Below are 19,192 nucleotides of genomic sequence, written 5' to 3' on the forward strand. Positions count from 1 at the left end.
AATCAAAACTGTGGGAGCTGGCTTGCCAGCGATGGTGGCATGTCAGTCACATTGACGTTGGCTGACACAGCCTCATCGCTGGCAAGCCAGCTCCCACAATGATTTGTGGTGATGCTTGATGTTGAGGATGTACACAGAACGTGTGGGAGCTGGCTTGCCAGCGATGGCGGCATGTCAGTCACATTGACGTTGGCTGACACAGCCTCATCGCTGGCAAGCCAGCTCCCACAATGATTTGTGGTGATGCTTGATGTTGAGGATGTACACAGAAAGTGTGGGAGCTGGCTTGCCAGCGATGGCGGCATGTCAGTCAACATTGATTTTGGCTGATAGGGCCCCTTCGCGAGCAGGCTCGCTCCCACAGGGTTTCGGGGTGTCTGGAGAGAAGGATCAGCTCAGCACATAGTCCACAGGCTTCAACGCCGGCGGTACGTCTGCGCCAAGTTCGGCGAGGATGTCACGTTCGATGGTGCGCACCAGCGCATCGGTCGGCAGGTCGTTTTCGTCGCGGCCAAACGGGTCTTCCAGCTCATCGGCAATCGCATCCAGGCCAAAAAATGTGTAGCTGACAATCGCCGTGAACAGCGGTGTCAGCCAGCCCAGCGGTTCGGCCATGGCGAACGGCAGCAGGATGCAGAACAGATAAATCGTCCGGTGCAGCAATAGGGTGTAAGGAAACGGCAGCGGCGTGGTTTTGATCCGTTCGCACACCGCTTGCGCCTGGGTCAGGCTGGTCAGGTGATTGGCCAGCAACATGTAGCGCCACTCAGTCAGTTCACCGTTCTGATGCAAATCGGAACACTGCTGGCCGACCGTTTGCAGAATGCGGCCACTGTAATCCGGTGTCTGTGGATCAGGTTTGGGCATGATCCATCGATTGCTCGCATCGGCCTCGCTTTCCTTGCGCAACCGCGCGTTCAACGCATGGGCAAACCCGCACAAATTGAGCAGCAACGGCTTGCGCTCAGCCGACTCACGTATGACATGGGTTTCGCGAATCACCGAACGAATATGCACGATCACTTCGCCCCAGGCTTTACGCGCTTCATACCAGCGGTCATAGCAAGCGTTGTTGCGAAAATTCATGAAAATCGACAGCGACAAACCGAGCAAGGTAAACGGCGTCGCATTGACCTTGGTGAAGTTGCTCGGATGGAGGATTTCCACCAGCACAATGGCCGAAGCCAGCAGGGTAACCATCAACGTGCGCAGGGCGATGCGCTTGGCGATCGAACCCTTGAGGGTGAAGAGAATGGCGAATTGATTGACCTTGGGTCTGATGATCATGCTGAGCGGTTCCGATAACCGATGAAACTGGCGGGATCAGCCGCCGGTCATGTTCATGAAGCGCACAACCTGAACACCGTCGTTCACTTCGAAATTATGTCGATATGGCTTGAGTTTCATCGCCTCGACGATGGCCTTCTCCAGCCGTTGCGGTTGCCCCGGATGGGCACGCAGCACCGCTTTCAGATCCACCGAATGCTCGTTACCCAGACACAGTAGCAGGCGCCCTTCAACGGTGAGCCGCACGCGGTTGCAGGTGCCGCAAAAATTGTGGCTGTGCGGCGAGATAAAGCCCAGACGAATCTCCGGCGCCTCGGCCAGCCGCCAGTAGCGCGACGGGCCTTGCGTCGACTCCGCCGAGTCGATCAGGGTGTAGCGTTCGGCAATCTTTTCCCGCACCTGCGCGCTGGAGAAAAACGACTCGGCGCGGCTGTGTTCGCTGATGATCCCCAGCGGCATCTCTTCGATGAAAGAGACGTCGAGCTGCCGATCAATGGCGAAACTGACCAGATCGTTGATCTCCTCATCGTTACGGCCCTGCATCACTACGACATTGAGTTTAGTGCGGGTAAAACCGGCCTTGCGCGCGGCATCGATGCCGTTGATCACCTGCGCCAGATCGCCCGTGCGGGTCATCTGTTTGAAGCGCTGCGGATCGAGGCTGTCGAGGCTGATGTTCAGGCGTTTGACCCCGGCATCGAACAGCGGCGCGGCGAGTTTGCCCAGTTGTGAGCCGTTGGTGGTCATGCACAGTTCACGCAGGCCGGGCAGGGCGGCGATCTGCTCACACAACTTGACCACGCCCGGACGGATCAGCGGTTCGCCGCCGGTGAGACGAATCTTGCGCGTGCCGAGGGCGACGAAGCTCTGCGCCAGTTGATAGATCTCCTCCAGCGTCAGCACTTGCTGGCGTGGCAAAAACTGCATGTCTTCCGCCATGCAATAGACGCAGCGGAAGTCGCAGCGGTCGGTCACCGACATGCGCAGATAGTCGACGCGGCGGTTGTAACCATCGATCAAGACACGCTCTGACATGACAGCCTCACAGGAATGAAAACCCCGGTTGAAGGAGTTTGGTTAGCGCAGGTTATGGCTAACGTTAAGTGCCGTCCAATCACTGTTGATGAACAATTGATTGATGCCGTCGATGATGAATTATTTTTCGCCGAAAGTTGCTCCGTTAGTTCCGCAAGGCCCCGTAAATAAAGGGTTTTTACTGTTGATAGATGCTTTCGATAAGGCGGTCATTAATAGCGATTAGACAACGTTTTGTAACGGTTCATATCCTTGCCCCGGCAAAACCAACGACCACTTTTCAACCTTGAAAGTCGGCCGTCGCTGTTTAACCGAATCAGGTTCATGCCTGTGTGCATCGTCATGGAGAGTCCCATGTCACAAGTCGACCGTTACAAACCCTACAAAGGCGCCGCTGCCGGTTGGGGCGCTGTCATCAGCCTGACCAAAAGCTGGCTGGGCAGTGAAAACGCCCTGAAAAACATCCGCGCCATGCTCAAGACCAACCAGAACGGCGGCTTCGACTGCCCGGGTTGTGCCTGGGGTGAAGCGCCGGGCGCGAGCATGTTGAAGTTCTGCGAGAACGGCGCGAAAGCGGTGAACTGGGAAGCGACCGGGCGTTTGGTCGACCCGGCGTTCTTCAACAAGTACACGGTGTCGAGCCTGGCCGAGCAGAGCGACTACTGGCTGGAATATCAGGGCCGTCTGACCCACCCGATGCGCTACGACGCGCGGGTCGACCGCTATGTGGAAATCAGCTGGGCAGACGCTTTTGCGCTGATCGCTGATCACCTGAAAAACCTTGATTCGCCGCATGAGGCCGAGTTCTACACCTCCGGACGTGCGAGCAATGAAGCGGCGTTTCTCTATCAATTGTTCGTCCGCGCCTTCGGCACCAACAACTTCCCCGACTGCTCGAACATGTGCCACGAAGCCAGTGCAGTGAGCATGAACGAGACCCTTGGCGTCGGCAAGGGCACCGTGGTTTACGAGGACCTGCACCACGCCGACGCTATTTTCGTCATCGGCCAGAACCCCGGCACCAACCATCCGCGCATGCTCGAACCGTTGCGTGAAGCGGTGAAACGCGGTGCGCAAGTGGTCTGCATTAACCCGCTGAAAGAGCGTGGCCTGGAGCGTTTCCAGAACCCGCAGAACCCACTCGAAATGCTCAGCAACGGCTGGGAAGCGACCAACACCGCGTACTTCCGCCCGGCCCTTGGTGGCGACATGGCGATGATTCGTGGCATGGTCAAATTCCTCCTGCAGTGGGAGCGCGAAGCGCAAGCGACTGGCGGCGAAGCGGTGTTCGATCACGCCTTCATCGCCGAGCACACTACGGGTCTGGACAGCTATCTGGCTGAAGTCGAGGCAACCAGCTGGGAGCATATTCTCGAGCAGTCCGGCGTGCCGCTGCATGACATCGAACTGGCCGCGCGCATGTATGGCCGCGCCAAAAGCGTGATCATGTGCTGGGCCATGGGCCTGACCCAACACGTGCATTCGGTGGCGACCCTGCAGGAAGTGATTAACCTGCAGCTGCTGCGCGGCAACGTCGGCCGTCCGGGCGCAGGTCTGTCGCCGGTTCGCGGCCACAGCAACGTGCAGGGCGACCGCACGATGGGCATCAACGAACTGGCGCCGAAAGACCTGATGGACGCGCTGGAAAAACGCTTCAACTTCGACGTGCCGCGCATGCACGGGCACAACACGGTGATGGCGATCGGCGCCATGGAGCGTGGCGAAGCCAAGGTGTTCATCGGTCTGGGCGGCAACTTCGCCCAGGCCACGCCGGACACCCCGCGCACCCACGCGGCGATGCGCAAACTCGACCTGACCGTGCACATCGCGACCAAGCTCAACCGCAGCCATTTGGTCACCGGTCGCGATGCGCTGATCCTGCCGTGCCTCGGGCGCACTGACATCGATATCCAGGCTGAAGGCCCGCAAGGCGTGACCGTCGAAGACACGTTCAGCATGGTGCATTTGTCGTTCGGCCAGTTGAAGCCGAAGTCGGCGCAGTTGAAATCCGAGCCGGCGATCATTGCCGGAATTGCTGCTGCAACTCTGGGTAAGCATCCGATCGATTGGGAATGGGTGGTGGGCGACTACGGACGCATCCGCAACCTGATTGCCGACGTGATTCCGGGCTTCGAGAACTTCAATGAAAAACTGTTGATCCCGGGTGGCTTTCACCTCGGCAACGACGCTTCGGATCGGGTCTGGAACACCGAGAGTGGCAAGGCGCAGTTCACCCCGTGCGTGCTGCCCGAGCACTTGATCAGCGAGGGCGTGCGCAACCTGCCGGTCAAGCCGCATCTGATTCTGCAAACCATGCGCTCCCACGATCAGTACAACACCACGCTGTACGGCCTCGATGACCGTTATCGCGGGGTTTACGGCATGCGTGATGTGATCTTCGCCAACGAGCAGGACATCCAGCGCCTGGGTTTCGAGCCGGGGCAGAAGGTTGATCTGGTGGCGCTGTGGGATGACGAACGTGAGCGTCGGGTCAGCGGTTTTACCTTGATCGCCTACGACATTCCCGCAGGGCAAGCGGCGGCGTATTACCCGGAGACTAACCCTCTGGTACCGCTGGAAAGCTACGGCGACCGGACGTATACGCCGACCTCCAAGTTCGTGGCGATCCGCCTCGAAGCCGCGAAGGTCAGCAACCTGATCCCGTCGTCGGTGGCGTAACCCGCGACTCATAAAAACACTGGCAATTTGACTGGCTGCAGGCGTTCGCGCCTGGCGGTGGCCCGGGTTCGTGCTGCCGCTTTTCAGCCTTGATGAGGACATCATCATGTTCAATCTGGAGGCGCTGGACCTGGCGCGGATTCAATTCGCGTTCACGGTTTCGTTCCACATTATTTTCCCGGCGATCACCATTGGCCTGGCGAGTTTCCTCGCGGTACTCGAAGGTCTGTGGCTGAAAACCCATAACGACACGTACCGCGATCTTTACCATTTCTGGTCGAAGATTTTCGCCGTCAACTTCGGCATGGGCGTGGTTTCGGGCCTGGTCATGGCTTACCAGTTCGGCACCAACTGGAGCGGTTTCTCGGACTTTGCCGGGAGCATCACCGGGCCGTTGCTGACCTATGAAGTGCTGACGGCGTTCTTCCTTGAGGCCGGGTTCCTCGGGGTGATGCTGTTCGGCTGGAACCGCGTCGGCCGGGGTTTGCACTTTTTCGCCACGGTGATGGTGGCCATCGGCACGTTGATTTCGACGTTCTGGATTCTTGCGTCCAATAGCTGGATGCAGACGCCGCAGGGCTTCGAAATCGTTGACGGGCGGGTGATGCCGCTGGACTGGCTGGCGATCGTGTTCAACCCGTCATTCCCGTTCCGTCTGGCGCACATGGCGATTGCCGCTTTTGTGGCGACGTCGTTCTTCGTTGGTGCGTCGGCTGCCTGGCATTTGCTGCGCGGCAATAACACCGCGCCGGTGCGCAAGATGTTTTCCATGGCGTTGTGGATGGCGCTGATCGTTGCGCCGATTCAGGCAGTGGTCGGTGACGCCCACGGTTTGAACACGCTGGAGCATCAACCGGCAAAAATCGCCGCCATCGAAGGTCACTGGGAAAACGCCGACAACGGTCCAACGCCGCTGGTGCTATTCGGCATCCCTGATATGGACGCAGAGAAGACCAGGTACGCATTGGAGATTCCGTATCTCGGCAGCCTGATCCTCACCCACAGCCTCGATAAGCAGATCCCGGCGCTGAAGAGCTTCCCGAAGGAAGATCGGCCGAATTCGACCGTGATTTTCTGGAGCTTTCGCGTCATGGCCGGGTTGGGGATGTTGATGATCCTCGTCGGTTTGCTCGGTCTGGCGTTGCGCCGGGGCGGCAAGCTTTATCAGCATCGCGGCTTCCAGCGTCTGGTGTTGTTGATGGGGCCGAGCGGCTTGATTGCGCTGCTGGCCGGTTGGATTACCACGGAAGTCGGGCGTCAGCCGTGGGTGGTTTATGGTTTGTTGCGTACCCATGACGCGGCGTCGCATCACTCGGTGGCGCAGATGAGCACGTCGCTGGTGCTGTTCGTGGTGATCTATTTCACCGTGTTCAGCGTGGGCATCGGCTACATGATGAATCTGGTGAAAAAAGGCCCGCAGCCGCACCACGAACCTCCGCCTGAAGGCGACGAATTGCAGACGCCGCGTCGGCCGATTTCGGCGGCTACCGCCCCTATGAAGGAGCATTGAGTCATGGCTATTCAAGGTATCGATCTCTCGTTGATCTGGGGCGTGATCATTGCCTTTGGGGTGATGATGTACGTGATCATGGACGGCTTCGATCTGGGGCTGGGAATCCTGTTTCCGCTGATCCCGGATGAGCAGGAACGCGATGTGATGATGAACACCGTGGCGCCGGTCTGGGACGGTAACGAGACCTGGCTGGTGTTGGGTGGCGCGGCGTTGTACGGGGCGTTTCCGCTGGCGTACGGGGTGATTCTCGAAGCGTTGTATCTGCCGCTGATCCTGATGCTTTGCGGGCTGATTTTCCGTGGCGTGGCGTTCGAGTTTCGCTTCAAGTCTTCGCCGCAAAAACGTCACTGGTGGGACAAGGCGTTTATCGGTGGTTCGCTGCTGGCGACGTTCTCCCAAGGCGTGGTGATTGGCGCGTACGTGTCCGGAATTCCGGTGATCGATCGACAGTTTTCCGGTGGCGGCCTGGACTGGCTGGCGCCGTTTCCGCTGGTGTGTGGCGTGGGGCTGGTGATCGCGTATGCGTTGCTCGGCAGCACGTGGTTGCTGGTCAAGACCGAAGGCATGCTTGAGTCGCGGATGCGTCTGTTCACCCGGCCGCTGGCCTTGCTGTTGATGGCGATGGTGCTGGTGATTGGCGTGTGGACCCTGCAACTGCATCCGGAGCTGGCGGCGCGTTGGTCGACGCACGGGCATCTGCAGGTGTTTGCCGGGTTGGTGGTGTTGGCGTTGCTGGCGCTGTTCGGGCTGCTGCGCACGTTGCGCCAGCGGCATACGCACTGGCCATTCGTGTTCACGCTGGTGCTGATGTTGCTCGGTTACATCGGCCTGGCGCTGAGCATCTGGCCGAACATCATCCCGCCGTCGGTGAGCATCTGGGCCGCCGCATCACCGCCGTCGAGCCAGTTGTTCGCGCTGATCGGTGCACTGTTCATCCTGCCGGTGATCCTGATGTACACCTTCTGGAGCTACTACGTATTCCGCGGCAAAGTGAGGATTGGCGATGGCTACCATTGATTCGCGCGAAGTGAAAAGCAGTCGCTGGTACAAGCGTCTGGGCTGGCTGTTGTTGATCTGGCTGGGCAGTGTGGTGTCGCTGGCCGTGGTCGCCAGTCTGCTGAAACTGGCGATGTATGCAGCGGGCATGAGGACCCACTGAGCCTGAAAAACCGCAGCCTGGCTGCGGTTTTTTATTGCCTCAATCTTCCGAGCGACTGCTGGCCCCATCGCTGGCAAGCCAGCTCCCACAGGGTTTTGGATTAGGCAGGGATAATGAGGGTTACACCGATCATTGTAGGAGTGAGCCTGCTCGCGATGGCTTCGTGTCTGCCGATACTGATGTGTCTGAAACACCGCTATCGCGAGCAGGCTCACTCCTACAGGGCGTTGGTGTTGGTCAGCGAATATGAGAACGCCGCCAGACATTGTGGGAGCTGGCAAGCCAGCTCCCACAGGGTTTTGGATTAGGCCGGGATAATGAGGGTTACACCGATCATTGTAGGAGTGAGCCTGCTCGCGATGGCTTCGTATCTGCCGATACTGATGTGTCTGAAACACCGCTATCGCGAGCAGGCTCACTCCTACAGGGCGTTGGTGTTGGTCAGCGAATATGAGAACGCCACCAGACATTGTGGGAGCTGGCTTGCCAGCGATGGCGGTGGTTCAGTCAATGGAGATGTTGACTGGACTGGCCTCATCGCTAGCAGGCTAGCTCCCACAGTGCTTTGCGGTGTGTTTGAGATTGGGCTTATTGGGCGCCGAACATCGCGGTCCAGTAAATGCCGGCGCTGCTTTTCGGGTCGGTCGCGTAGGCGGCGCCGAGTTCCTGGTATTGCGGGTTCATCAGGTTGGCGCAGTGGCCGGGGCTGGCGAGCCAGCCTTCGACGACTTTGTGTACGGTGTCTTGCCCGGCGGCGATGTTTTCGCCGACCAGCTGGCCGCTGTAACCGGCCAGTTCCGCGCGATCGCCGGGCGTACGGCCGTCGCGGTCCTTGTGGTCGAGGTAATTGTTGTTGGCCATGTCGCGGCTGTGATCCTGAGAGATCGAGCCCAGCGTCGCGTTCCAGGCCAACGGTGCAGCGGCAGCGAAAGCCTGACCACCACACTGACGCGCCTGACTGCGAGCAACGTTGAGTTCACTCAGCAACTTCTGCCCTTCACTTTGCGCATCGCCCAATTTGGCCGACAGCAGCGGCCGCGCCAGCACAATGCGCCAGTCACGGTCGTCGCGGCTGACGCCGACATCGACAAACTGCGGATCGAGCACCACCTGACAGAAACTTTCCTGAATCGCTTTCATCGCCGACGCCGCATCACGCGGGCCGTTAAGGGTGATCGCTTGCACGTTGACCATCGGGTAACTGGCGCTGGCCATGGCTTGTTGCAGGTCGACAGCACCGCTGGCCCGCAGCCGTAGCCGTGGATCAGCCGACAACGGTGGCAGTTCATTCGACGCCTGCGAACCGCACCGCTGCGGTTGGCTGCGGTAGCTGTTGATCGATTCGATCAATTGCGACTCATCGCTGGCCAGCGCCGGGATAGCAAACACAACGCTGGCGGACAACGCGGCAAGACGCAAAACGGATGGCATGAAGCGCATGGAAATCTCCCTTGAGCTGAATGCGCCCATGATGCGCGAAACGACCCCGGTGAGTGCAATGTCTTTTTTCTTCATCCGGCCGGTTTTCTGCGCAACTTTGCCGATGGATTTGCCGTCTACACTCACCGAAGACCCCGGGAACCGGGCGTCTCCCCGACGTAACATCTTGCCCGACTCGGGCGCTGCCGGAAGAACAGACATGGGATTGAAAGGCTTGGCAGGTTGTCTCGTATTGACCTTGTTGGCAGGCTCCGCATGGGCCACCGATCAGGCCCCGATCAAAGCGAAGGCCGAAGAAAAAGCTCAAGTGCTGGAAGAGAAAGCGGCGGACAAAGTCAGCGCCGCGCCGGCGCCGAAAGCCGAAGCGATCACCCCGACCGAAGTGCAAGCGGTCGACCCGGCCGGCGCTGCACCACTGGACGATCCGATTACCTGTCTGGCGCGCAGTATCTATTGGGAAGCCAAAGGCAAAGACACCCCGGAAATGGAAGCCGTGGCCAGTGTGGTGATGAATCGCCTCGGTCACGAGGGCTTTCCCGACTCCGTGTGTGCTGTCGTCAAACAAGGTTCGGAAACCAAAAGCTGCCAGTTTTCCTGGTGGTGCGACGGCAAACCGGATCAGGTCAAGGAAGATGCCGAATACACGCTGGCCAAGGATATCGCCCGCAAAGCACTGAATCGCCAACTCAAGGATCGCACCAACGGCGCGCTGTATTTCCACGATCGCAACGTGCATCCGAGCTGGGCCAAGGAGTACCGCAAGACTGCCGAAACCGGGAAATTCCTCTTCTATAAACCGGCTGGCGGGGATGCGCGCTAGGCGCAGACTTCCCGCACGCAATCGCGCAACCAGCGATGCGCCGGGTCGGCATCCATGCGCGGATGCCAGAGCATCGACACGCTGATGTCCGGCATCGCGAAGGGCAGGGCGAAACTGTGCAGGCCCGTGCGCAGTTTGCTGGTGTGGCGCTGCGGGACCGTGGCGATCAAGTCGGATTCGCGCACCAGCGTCAGCGCCGCCGAGAATCCGCCGAATGAGGTGACGATATCCCGCGTCAGGCCGAGCGCGAGTAAGGCTTCGTCGACCGGGCCGCTGCTGCGTCCGCGTCGTGAAATGAGAATGTGCTCGCCGCCGGCAAAGCGCTTGCTGGTGACCTTCCCCGAACTCAAGGAATGCCCCTCACGCACCACACCGATCCACTGATCCCGAAACAGGATGCGGCTGTGCAGGGTCGGATCGGTCGTGTCGTCGACCACGCCGGTTTCCAGATCGACGCGGCCTTCGCGCAACGGCGTACTGTCCTTGTCGGCTTTTTGCACAAAGCGCAGACGTACGCCGGGCGCCTCTTGAGCGATGCGCGCAAGCAGGGCGGCGGCAAAGGTTTCGACAAAACCGTCGGTGTTGCGCAGGGTGAAGGTGCGTTGCAAGCGGCCAGGATCGAGGACCTCGGCCGGACGCAAAACCGCCTCGGCGTCCTGCACCAGATGACTGACTCGCTCGCGCAACTCCAATGCGCGCGGCGTTGGCACCAGGCCACGACCCGCCCGCACCAGCAACGGATCGCCAGTGGTTTCGCGCAGACGGGCGAGGGCACGGCTCATCGCCGACGGGCTCAGCCGCAGGCATTTGGCGGCGCGGGCGACGCTGCCTTCGCGTAGCAAGACGTCGAGGGTGATCAACAGGTTCAGATCCGGTGCCGTCATGACATGGCGTTCCATGCAGGTATTAAGTGCAAAGCATGCGTCTTGCGCCGTGTGTTGTCGGGGCTCGGGCTATGGCGGGTCATCTTTGCATTGTGAGCCCGCCATGCCCCAGGAATCCCTTAGCACTCCCGCCCGCTGGGCGCTGACCAGTCTGGCCCTGTCGATGTTGATGCCGTCCCTGGACACCAGCATCGCCAACGCCGGGTTGCCGATTCTCGCATCGGCGTTTGCGGCGACGTTTCAACAGGTGCAGTGGATCGTTCTGGCGTATTTGCTGGCGGTCACCACGTTGATTGTCAGCGTCGGGCGTCTGGGCGATGGTGTGGGGCGACGGCGATTGCTGCTGATCGGGATCGGCATTTTCACCAGCGCTTCGTTGGCTTGCGCGCTGGCACCGGGACTGGGTTGGCTGATTGGCGCACGAGCGGTGCAAGGCGTTGGCGCGGCGATCATGTTCGCCTTGACCGTGGCACTGGTGTCAGAAGCCGTGCCCGAATCGCGGGCGGGCAGTGCGATGGGGTTGCTGGCAACGATGTCGGCGACGGGCACCAGTCTCGGGCCGTCGCTGGGCGGGCTGTTGATGACGCATGTGGGCTGGCAGGCGATATTTTTGCTCAACGTACCGTTGGGCTTGCTGAATATCTGGTTGGTGTACCGTTTTCTGCCGGCGGACCGGGCAACAGGCCCGCGTGCTGCGTTCGATTACTCTGGCAGCGCAGTGTTGGTCTTGACGCTGGCGGCCTATGCGCTGGCGATGACGCTTGAAGGTTTGCTGTTACCGCTGCTGCTGGCCAGCCTGTGCGGCGCGGGATTGTTCATCGTCGTCGAGTTGAAGGCCAAGTCGCCGCTGATTCGTTTGTCGCTGTTCAGCGACGCGCGACTGAGCAGTAGTCTGGCGCTGACCTTACTGGTGACGACGGTGATGATGACCACGCTGGTGGTCGGGCCGTTTTACCTGCACCGGGGGTTGGGCCTCAGCAGCACGATGGTCGGCGTGGCGTTGTCGGTCGGGCCGTTGTTGTCTGCGTTGAGTGGAGTGCCGGCGGGACGTCTGGTGGATCGCTTCGGTGCGCACCGGATTGTGCCGGGCGCATTACTCGGCATGGCCGGCGGTTGCAGCTTGCTGGCGCTGCTGCCCATGAGCATGGGCCTGCCTGGGTACGTGCTGCCGATCATGGTGGTTGCTGTCAGCTACGCGCTGTTCCAGGCGGCCAACAACACCGGATTGATGGCCGGTGTCAGTCAGGATCAGCGTGGGGTGGTTTCGGCGATGCTCGGGCTGGCGCGCAACCTCGGGTTGATTACCGGTGCCGCGGTGATGGGCGCGGTGTTCGCGCTGGCGGCGGGGGATCCGACGCAAGCGCCGGCAACGGCGATTGCCAGCGGATTGCACATCACTTTTGGCATAGCGGTGGCGCTGATGCTCATGGCATTGATCATCAGCCGAGCGCAGTTCAACTGTAGGAGTGAGCCTGCTCGCGAAGAGGCCGGTAAAGCCAGCATTTCTGGTGACTGATACTGCGCTTTCGCGAGCAGGCTCGCTCCCACAGGGATTAGTGGTGTTTCGGCGATTCATTTTGATTGCCGGGCGGGGAAGAACAGTTCGAAGCAGGTGATGCCATCCGCGCTGCTCGCGCTGTAGCGGCCCTGATGCAACTGCATGATGGTTGCCACGATCGACAGGCCCAGCCCATTCGATTGCGCCGAACGCTCGCGGGACTGGTCAACGCGGTAGAAGCGTTCGAACAGTCGCGCCAAGTGTTCAGGGGCAATGGTTGTGCCCTGATTGCGTACCCGCAGGTAGGCGCCATCCGGTTCGGCAATCGCCTCCACCTGCACCGTCGAATCCGCCGCGCCATACTTGATCGCATTCGCGCACAAATTGGCCAGTGCCCGGCGCAGCAGCATCGGCTCGGCCCAGATCACTCCGCTGCCGCGTGCCTCGATACACACGCCGACATCCGCCGCCAGCCCTTCAAAATAATCGGCAATGCGCTGCATCTCATCTGCCGCATCCAGCTCCTGGCGCTGGCTCAAGGCACTGGCCGGGTCGGTGCGGGCGAGAAACAGCATGTTGTCGAGCATCCGTGTCAGGCGTTCGAGCTCCTCGACGTTGGAGGCGAGCAACTGTTGATAGGCCTCGCTGCTGCGATTCTGCTGCAGCGCGACCTGGGTTTCGCCGAGCAGGTTGTTGATCGGTGTGCGCAATTCGTGGGCCATGTCGGTGGACACCTGACTCAGTTGCGCAAAACCCTTGGCGAGCCGATCGAGCATGGCATTGAACGCCTCGATCATCGGCTGTAATTCTCGCGGCGCACCGCTGCTGGCAAGGCGTTCGCCAAGGTTGCCGACACCAATGCCATGAGCGTGCTTCGCCAGTCGCCGCAACGGCAGCAAACCGCGATACACCAGCAGACAACCCACCAGCGCCAGCAACAGTGCCGCCAGCGAGGCGAGGCCATAAACGCTCAAACGGTAATTGGCGAGCATCGCCGTACGCTCGCTCATCAGGCGCCCGGTGGTGACTTGCAGGTTGCCCAGTTCGCCGGAATCGATCCGCGCCGCCACCGCCGAAAACGGCACGCCGTCGACGCTTGACAGGTGCTGTACGTCGTTGAGCGTCATCGCATGGTCGATCGGCACCGCCGGCAACGTCGGTGTCTTCAGGTTGCCCGGGTTGACCACCAGCAGCGGCGGTTGCCCTGGCGCGCCGATGGTCAGCAGCGCTTCGCGATTGCCGAGCATGTTCTGGAACAACGCCGGTTTGTTCTTGATCAGCTCCAAGGTGTTGCTGTCATTGAGAAAGGTGCGCAACTGATCGACGCGGCTGACCAGCGCGGTGTCATCACGGCGGATTAGCTGTTGCTCCAGTTCGTTGTACAGCGCGGCACCGAGACCGGCCAGCGAGGCGAACGCGAGCAGGGCGAACACCAGCGCCAGACGAAGGGTCAGCGAATGCGGGCGTTGGGCACTCATGGCTGCGTATCGAAGCGGTAGCCGATACCGCGCACGCTGTGGATCAGCTTGAGCTGGAACGGATCATCGATTTTCGCCCGCAGACGACGCACGGCGACATCGACCACGTTAGTGTCGCTGTCGAAATTCATGTCCCACACTCGCGATGCGATCAGCGAGCGCGCCAGCACTTGCCCGGTATGCGTGGCGAACAACTGCAGCAACGCGAACTCCTTGTTGGTCAGGGTGATGCGCACCCCGGCGCGGGTCACGCGGCGTTTGAGCACGTCAATCTGCAGGTCGGCCACTTGCAGTTGTTCATCTTCATGAATCGGCCCGCGCCGGGTCAGGGTACGCAGGCGCGCCACCAGTTCAGCAAAGGAGAACGGCTTGATCAGGTAATCGTCGGCGCCCAGTTCGAGGCCTTTGACGCGGTCGGCGATGTCGTCGCGGGCGGTGAGGAACAGCACCGGCGTGTCGGCTTCCTTGCGCAGCCGACGCAAGACTTCCCAACCATCCATTTTCGGCATCATCACATCCAGCACGATCACGTCGAAGCTGTGTTCCAGCGCCAGGTGCAGACCGTCGGCACCGTCGCGGGCGAGGCTGACGCTGTAACCCAGTTCCTGCAAACCGTTGAGCAGGTAATTGCCGGCCTTGGGCTCGTCTTCGACAACCAGAATATTCATCGATCAGTCTCAATGGTCATTGATGCAGCCGCTGCCTTGTACCTGATAGTCCAGCACATGTTCGCGGCCCTGATGGTCGAGATAATTCAATTGCGCCGGCACCACGCCGCACGCTTGTGAAATATCGGTGCTGGACAGGACTTTGTCGACATCCAGATTGACGTAGAAGCCGGATTTGTCATGAATCACTGCGGTGTCGGGCATGTTCGCGGCGAACGCGCTGCCGGTGGCGAGGAGGGCGGTGAAGGCGAGCAGGAGGGTTTTCATGGTCAGTCACTCAGTGGTCGGAGTTGATCGGCATTGGCGCCGGGACAACTTCAGGCTACCGAGCGATCCGCACGGCAAACCGACAGCTGAATGACAAAGTTGTAATGAAGCGTGGGGCTGACAGAGATCAATTGTAGGAGTGAGCCTGCTCGCGATAGCGGTGTATCAGCCAGCATCTGTGTTGGGTAAGACACCGCTATCGCGAGCAGGCTCACTCCTACAGGGGGTTGCGGCGTTCTTTTTAGCTTGCGTGGGTACTGAGAATGCTCGCCACCTGCTGCGGCTGGCAGTTGAGGTACGGCGACGATTTCAGCCAGCGCTGATCCGGGTACCAGGAAAACATGAACTGGCCATTCTTCAGACGATCAATCACCTGTTTGGCAATCTGTGGCCGAACCGCCGGGCAGCCCTGGCTGCGGCCGATGCGCCCCTGTTTCTTGCTCCACAGCGGATTCACGTAACTGGCGGCATGAATGACGATGGCGCGATCGCGAGCCATGTCATTGAAGCCTGGCTCCAGACCGTCCATGCGCAACGAATAGCCGTGGGCGCCGCTGTAACTTTCCTGGGTGCGGAACAAGCCGAGACTGGATTGATAACTGCCTTCACGGTTGGAGAACTGCGTGGCGAAGTTTTCCCCGGAGTTGGAACCGTGGGCGACCAGATCGCGTAGAACCAACTTCTGCTTGCTCAGGTCGAAAATCCACAAGCGGCGCTCAGTGGACGGTTGCGAGTAATCGATGATCGCCAGGTGGCGGGACGGTTTCGCACCGTTGTTGACCGCACATAGCATGGCGTTCAGGGCACCTTTCAGCGCTTGGGGATTGAGTTCTGGCGCGGCGTGCGCGAGGCTGTTGTAGAGAACCGGCGATGGCTTGCCGGTGGCAAAAGCTGGACTGGACACGGCGACGAGGGTCGCAGTGGTCAGCAGAAGTCGGCGCAAAAACGTCAACATTTATAAAGTGTCCTCACTTGCTACTTATTTGGCACTTTGGCTCCTGACTCCCAGTCGTTACCGGCAAGCCCGTTGATCGAGCCTGACTGTTCAGCGCACCTGATGTAAGGTTGACCGTCATCTGGACGGCCATGGATTGGAGTAAAGCAGTTGTTCAAAAAGTACGCATGCTACTTGAGCATTTGCCTGATCGCTGCGCCGTTTGTCGCTTGTGCCGATGAGCCGCTGCCGCCCTTGCAGACGCTGCCGACGCCACCGGCCGAAATGCCCGTCGAGCCGCAAAGTCCGTTGCAGGCGGTGTTGATCAGCCTGCCCCAGGCTTGCCCGGCGATTGGCACGCAGCTTAACGGCCCGGCGCTGACGCAGCTGCAAGCGTTCTATGAGCAGCAGGACTGGATGCCGGTGTGGGCGAGCGAAACTGCACGATTGCCGGCTTTGCACACGCAATTGCTGCTGTTGGCCGACGATGGCCTCAATCCGAAACGCTACCCGGTCGCCGCCGTCCCCCCGCAGGACGGTGAGTTGTGCGCCGACATCGAGATCAGTCGCTACTACCTTCAAGCCTTGCAGGATTTGCATTACGGCCGTCTGTTGCAATCGCACTTCGAACCGCTGTGGCATGCCGACACGAACCCCCGCGACCGTCAGGCGCAATTGTTGGCCATTGCCGTGCCGGGCATGCATGACATTGCGGCGGCGTTCGATCTGGCGCGCCCGCGTCTGGCGCAATATCAAAACCTGCGTCAGCTGTACGCCGCGCAACGCCAGAAGGCCCTTCCGCAATGGCAGTCGGTAGGCGACGGCCCGTTGCTGCGTCCCTCAATGGAAGACAAACGCGTGCCGCAACTGGCTCAGCGCTTGTTCAACGAAGGTTACCTGACCCACGCCATCGGCACGCCGGACAACGCCTACAGTGGGGTGCTGGTGGACGCGGTGAAAAGTTTTCAGGTCAATCATTCGTTGCAGGCTGATGGGGTGGTCGGGCCGGGGACGATTGCCGAACTCAATATCAGCCCGCTGATCCGCCGCGAACAGTTGCGGGTCAATCTCGAACGCTTCCGCTGGATGGCCCAGGACATGGAGCCGGACGGCTTGCTGGTCAACGTTGCCGCTGCCGAATTGAGCCTCTATCAAGGCGGTCAGGTGGTGTGGCAGACCCGCACCCAGGTCGGTCGCGCCGAGCGCCAGACACCCTTGCTCAAATCCCGCGTCACGCGCCTGACCTTGAATCCGACCTGGACCGTGCCGCCGACCATCTGGAAAGAAGACAAGCTGCCAGCGATCCGTAAGGATCAGACTTTCCTCAGTCGCCAGAACTTGCAGGTGCTCGACGCCAACGGTCAACCGATCGCGGCGGCAGACGTCGATTGGGACAACCCCGGCAACATCCTTCTGCGCCAGGACGCCGGGCCGCGAAATCCGCTGGGGCAAATGGTCATTCGCTTCCCCAATCCGTTCTCGGTGTACCTGCATGACACGCCGAGCAAGGCACTGTTCGACAAAGGCCCACGGGCGTTCAGCTCCGGTTGCGTGCGGGTCGAGCATCCGATGCAACTGCGCGACCTGCTGCTCAGTCCGGCAGAAAAGGCCCGCACTGAAACACTGTTGGCGACGGGCACCACGCATGAATTCCGCTTGTCGGCACCGGTGCCGATCCTGATGACCTACTGGACTGCGCAAGTCGGCAGCGATGGCCATGTACGCTATGCGCCCGATATCTATAGCCGCGACAGCGCGCTGCTGGCGGGACTCGCCCGGGCGCACTGAACCTCAGCGCCGGTGGCGCTGCCAGAAGCGACGGGCCAGCGCCGCATCAAGGCGGAGACGACCTGCCCCGGCGAACACCAGCGGCAACAGTGCAACCAGATAGATCGCTGGCAGCTTGAAGTTGCCGAAACCCTTGTTGGTGATGGCGTAACCCTGCGCCAGTTCACTGAGGCTCGACCAGTCTGCCGGCCAGTGCACGGCGGCGGTGGCAACAATGGTTACCACGATCAGCGAAAGGGCAAAAATGCGCGTGCTGAAACCGAGCAGAATCGCCAGCGCACCGATCAACTCCACCCACATCGCCAGCTCCCAGTTCAGCGTCGCCGGCAGGTGATCGAAGGGAAACGGAAATTTGTCCTGAATATCTTCGAACCAGTTCTGGCCATTGAGTTTTTCCAGGCCTGACTCGAAAAACTCCCAGGCGATGAACAGCCGTAGGGTCAACGGCGCGAGCCAGAGTCCGGCGCGGTCGAGGTGCAGGTGCAGGGTTTTGAGGGTAATCATATGAGTTCTCCGGTGCGAGGGGGGAAGTGCTTCGACCGGGGTATTTCAACGCTGGGGTGTATCCAGGTTGTGTCGTCGGCGGTTGGCTTTTCGGGCCCGGTGTGTCTGCGTGGACGCCATATACATTGCGATACACGCCATCCCCGCTCCCACAGTGATGTGTGATCCAGCGCGCTTGCGCAGCGTCTAGCCCCAGTGTCCCCGCGATCCCACGGGGCGAGACTTCGGAACCCGGCATGCAAGCGCTGTTGAACGAGATCCTTGACGCTGTCCGGCCCTTGATCGGGCAGGGCAAAGTGGCTGATTACATTCCTGCCCTCGGCACCGTGCCGGCCAATCAACTGGGCATCGCCGTGTACGGCAACGACGGCGAGATGTACTGCGCCGGTGACGCCGAGACGCCGTTCTCGGTGCAGAGTATTTCCAAGGTGTTCAGCCTGGTACAGGCCATCGATCATTCCGGTGAGGCGATTTGGGAGCGCCTCGGTCACGAACCATCCGGTCAGCCGTTCAACTCGCTGGTGCAGCTGGAGTTCGAGCGCGGTCGGCCGCGCAATCCATTCATCAACGCTGGCGCGCTGGTGATTTGCGATATCAACCAATCACGCTTCGCCGCGCCGACCCTGTCGATGCGCGATTTTGTGCGGCGCCTGTCGGGCAACCCGCAAATCATGATCGACGGCAAAGTCGCCGACTCCGAATACCAGCACCGCGCGCGCAACGCGGCGATGGCGTACTTGATGCAGTCATTCGGCAACTTTCACAACGACGTTGAAGCGGTGCTGCGCAGCTATTTCAGCCACTGTGCATTGCGGATGAATTGCATCGACCTGGCGCGGGCCTTCTGTTTTTTGGCCAACGACGGTTATTGCAAGCACAGCGGCGAGCAGGTTCTGGCGCGGCGTCAGACCCAGCAGGTCAACTCGATCATGGCCACCAGCGGGCTGTATGACGAGGCGGGCAACTTTGCCTACCGCGTCGGGCTGCCGGGCAAGAGCGGCGTCGGTGGCGGGATCGTTGCGGTAGTGCCGGGGCAGTTCACGGTGTGCGTGTGGTCGCCGGAGTTGAATGCGGCGGGGAATTCGCTGGCGGGGATGGCGGCGCTGGAGATGCTTAGCGCGCGGATTGGCTGGTCGGTCTTCTGACCCGATCCGCCAAACACTACAAAACCCTGTGGGAGCGAGCCTGCTCGCGAAGGCGTCAGGTCAGCCAACATTGATGCATCAGATCCACCGCTT

At 60.4% G+C, this 19,192-nt stretch carries 17 protein-coding genes; 8 read left to right on the forward strand and 9 right to left on the reverse strand.

Annotated elements, in window-relative coordinates:
• Positions 1 to 390: 390 nt before the first annotated feature.
• Positions 391 to 1,287, reverse strand: coding sequence for a bestrophin family protein (locus tag AK821_RS08975; RefSeq protein ID WP_064389338.1), 897 nt, complete (start codon positions 1,285 to 1,287; stop codon positions 391 to 393).
• Between the two features lie 36 nt (positions 1,288 to 1,323).
• On the reverse strand, positions 1,324 to 2,322 hold the full coding sequence (gene moaA, locus AK821_RS08980) for a GTP 3',8-cyclase MoaA (RefSeq protein ID WP_064389339.1): 999 nt from the start codon (positions 2,320 to 2,322) through the stop codon (positions 1,324 to 1,326).
• Between the two features lie 354 nt (positions 2,323 to 2,676).
• Here moaA and AK821_RS08985 point away from each other — a divergent pair, with 354 nt between their 5' ends.
• The 4 genes from AK821_RS08985 to AK821_RS29410 all read left to right on the forward strand — a co-directional run bounded on the left by AK821_RS08985 (position 2,677) and on the right by AK821_RS29410 (position 7,673).
• Positions 2,677 to 5,001 (forward strand): FdhF/YdeP family oxidoreductase, encoded by a 2,325-nt coding sequence (locus tag AK821_RS08985; protein WP_064389340.1) that lies wholly within the window; start codon positions 2,677 to 2,679, stop codon positions 4,999 to 5,001.
• 106 nt (positions 5,002 to 5,107) lie between these two features.
• Positions 5,108 to 6,511, forward strand: a complete 1,404-nt coding sequence (locus tag AK821_RS08990; RefSeq protein ID WP_064389454.1) for a cytochrome ubiquinol oxidase subunit I — start codon at positions 5,108 to 5,110, stop codon at positions 6,509 to 6,511.
• Positions 6,512 to 6,514: 3 nt separating this feature from the next.
• Positions 6,515 to 7,531, forward strand: a complete 1,017-nt coding sequence (cydB, locus tag AK821_RS08995) for a cytochrome d ubiquinol oxidase subunit II (RefSeq protein ID WP_064389341.1) — start codon at positions 6,515 to 6,517, stop codon at positions 7,529 to 7,531.
• A complete protein-coding gene (locus AK821_RS29410; protein WP_081265204.1) occupies positions 7,518 to 7,673 on the forward strand; it encodes a DUF2474 domain-containing protein in 156 nt (51 codons plus the stop codon). Before cydB ends, AK821_RS29410 begins: the two co-directional genes overlap by 14 nt.
• A 588-nt stretch (positions 7,674 to 8,261) precedes the next feature.
• Here AK821_RS29410 and AK821_RS09000 read toward each other — a convergent pair.
• Complete coding sequence (locus AK821_RS09000) at positions 8,262 to 9,113, reverse strand: CAP domain-containing protein (protein ID WP_064389455.1); 852 nt, start codon at positions 9,111 to 9,113, stop codon at positions 8,262 to 8,264.
• A 199-nt stretch (positions 9,114 to 9,312) separates the two neighbouring features.
• Here AK821_RS09000 and AK821_RS09005 point away from each other — a divergent pair, with 199 nt between their 5' ends.
• On the forward strand, positions 9,313 to 9,933 hold the full coding sequence (locus tag AK821_RS09005; protein ID WP_064389342.1) for a cell wall hydrolase: 621 nt from the start codon (positions 9,313 to 9,315) through the stop codon (positions 9,931 to 9,933).
• On the opposite strand, the gene AK821_RS09010 is transcribed toward AK821_RS09005, so the two are convergent.
• Entirely contained in the window at positions 9,930 to 10,817 is an 888-nt protein-coding gene (locus tag AK821_RS09010) for a LysR family transcriptional regulator (protein WP_064389343.1), read from the reverse strand. The genes AK821_RS09005 and AK821_RS09010 overlap by 4 nt on opposite strands.
• A 103-nt stretch (positions 10,818 to 10,920) precedes the next feature.
• Between AK821_RS09010 and AK821_RS09015 the strand changes: the two genes are divergently transcribed.
• Positions 10,921 to 12,333, forward strand: a complete 1,413-nt coding sequence (locus AK821_RS09015) for an MFS transporter (protein ID WP_064389344.1) — start codon at positions 10,921 to 10,923, stop codon at positions 12,331 to 12,333.
• A gap of 56 nt (positions 12,334 to 12,389) precedes the next feature.
• Here AK821_RS09015 and AK821_RS09020 read toward each other — a convergent pair whose 3' ends face one another.
• From AK821_RS09020 to AK821_RS09035, 4 genes are all read right to left on the reverse strand, one after another.
• Positions 12,390 to 13,793: a heavy metal sensor histidine kinase gene (locus tag AK821_RS09020; protein ID WP_064389345.1), complete on the reverse strand. Its 1,404-nt coding sequence runs from the start codon at positions 13,791 to 13,793 to the stop codon at positions 12,390 to 12,392.
• Positions 13,790 to 14,461, reverse strand: a complete 672-nt coding sequence (locus AK821_RS09025) for a heavy metal response regulator transcription factor (RefSeq protein WP_016985270.1) — start codon at positions 14,459 to 14,461, stop codon at positions 13,790 to 13,792. Before AK821_RS09025 ends, AK821_RS09020 begins: the two co-directional genes overlap by 4 nt.
• Positions 14,462 to 14,470: 9 nt before the next feature.
• Entirely contained in the window at positions 14,471 to 14,728 is a 258-nt protein-coding gene (locus AK821_RS09030) for a DUF2790 domain-containing protein (RefSeq protein ID WP_064389346.1), read from the reverse strand.
• Positions 14,729 to 14,969: 241 nt separating this feature from the next.
• Positions 14,970 to 15,683 (reverse strand): murein L,D-transpeptidase catalytic domain family protein, encoded by a 714-nt coding sequence (locus tag AK821_RS09035; RefSeq protein ID WP_064389347.1) that lies wholly within the window; start codon positions 15,681 to 15,683, stop codon positions 14,970 to 14,972.
• Positions 15,684 to 15,833: 150 nt separating this feature from the next.
• Here AK821_RS09035 and AK821_RS09040 point away from each other — a divergent pair, with 150 nt between their 5' ends.
• Entirely contained in the window at positions 15,834 to 17,450 is a 1,617-nt protein-coding gene (locus tag AK821_RS09040; RefSeq protein WP_064389348.1) for a L,D-transpeptidase family protein, read from the forward strand.
• A 3-nt stretch (positions 17,451 to 17,453) separates the two neighbouring features.
• On the opposite strand, the gene AK821_RS09045 is transcribed toward AK821_RS09040, so the two are convergent.
• Positions 17,454 to 17,954 (reverse strand): HvfX family Cu-binding RiPP maturation protein, encoded by a 501-nt coding sequence (locus AK821_RS09045; protein WP_064389349.1) that lies wholly within the window; start codon positions 17,952 to 17,954, stop codon positions 17,454 to 17,456.
• 236 nt (positions 17,955 to 18,190) lie between these two features.
• On the opposite strand from AK821_RS09045, the gene glsB reads away from it, so the two are divergent.
• Positions 18,191 to 19,099 (forward strand): glutaminase B, encoded by a 909-nt coding sequence (gene glsB, locus AK821_RS09050; protein WP_064389350.1) that lies wholly within the window; start codon positions 18,191 to 18,193, stop codon positions 19,097 to 19,099.
• The last annotated feature ends 93 nt before the right edge of the window (positions 19,100 to 19,192 follow it).

Origin of the sequence: Pseudomonas sp. RIT-PI-r, assembly GCF_001297015.1 — a bacterium.
GTDB lineage: Bacteria > Pseudomonadota > Gammaproteobacteria > Pseudomonadales > Pseudomonadaceae > Aquipseudomonas.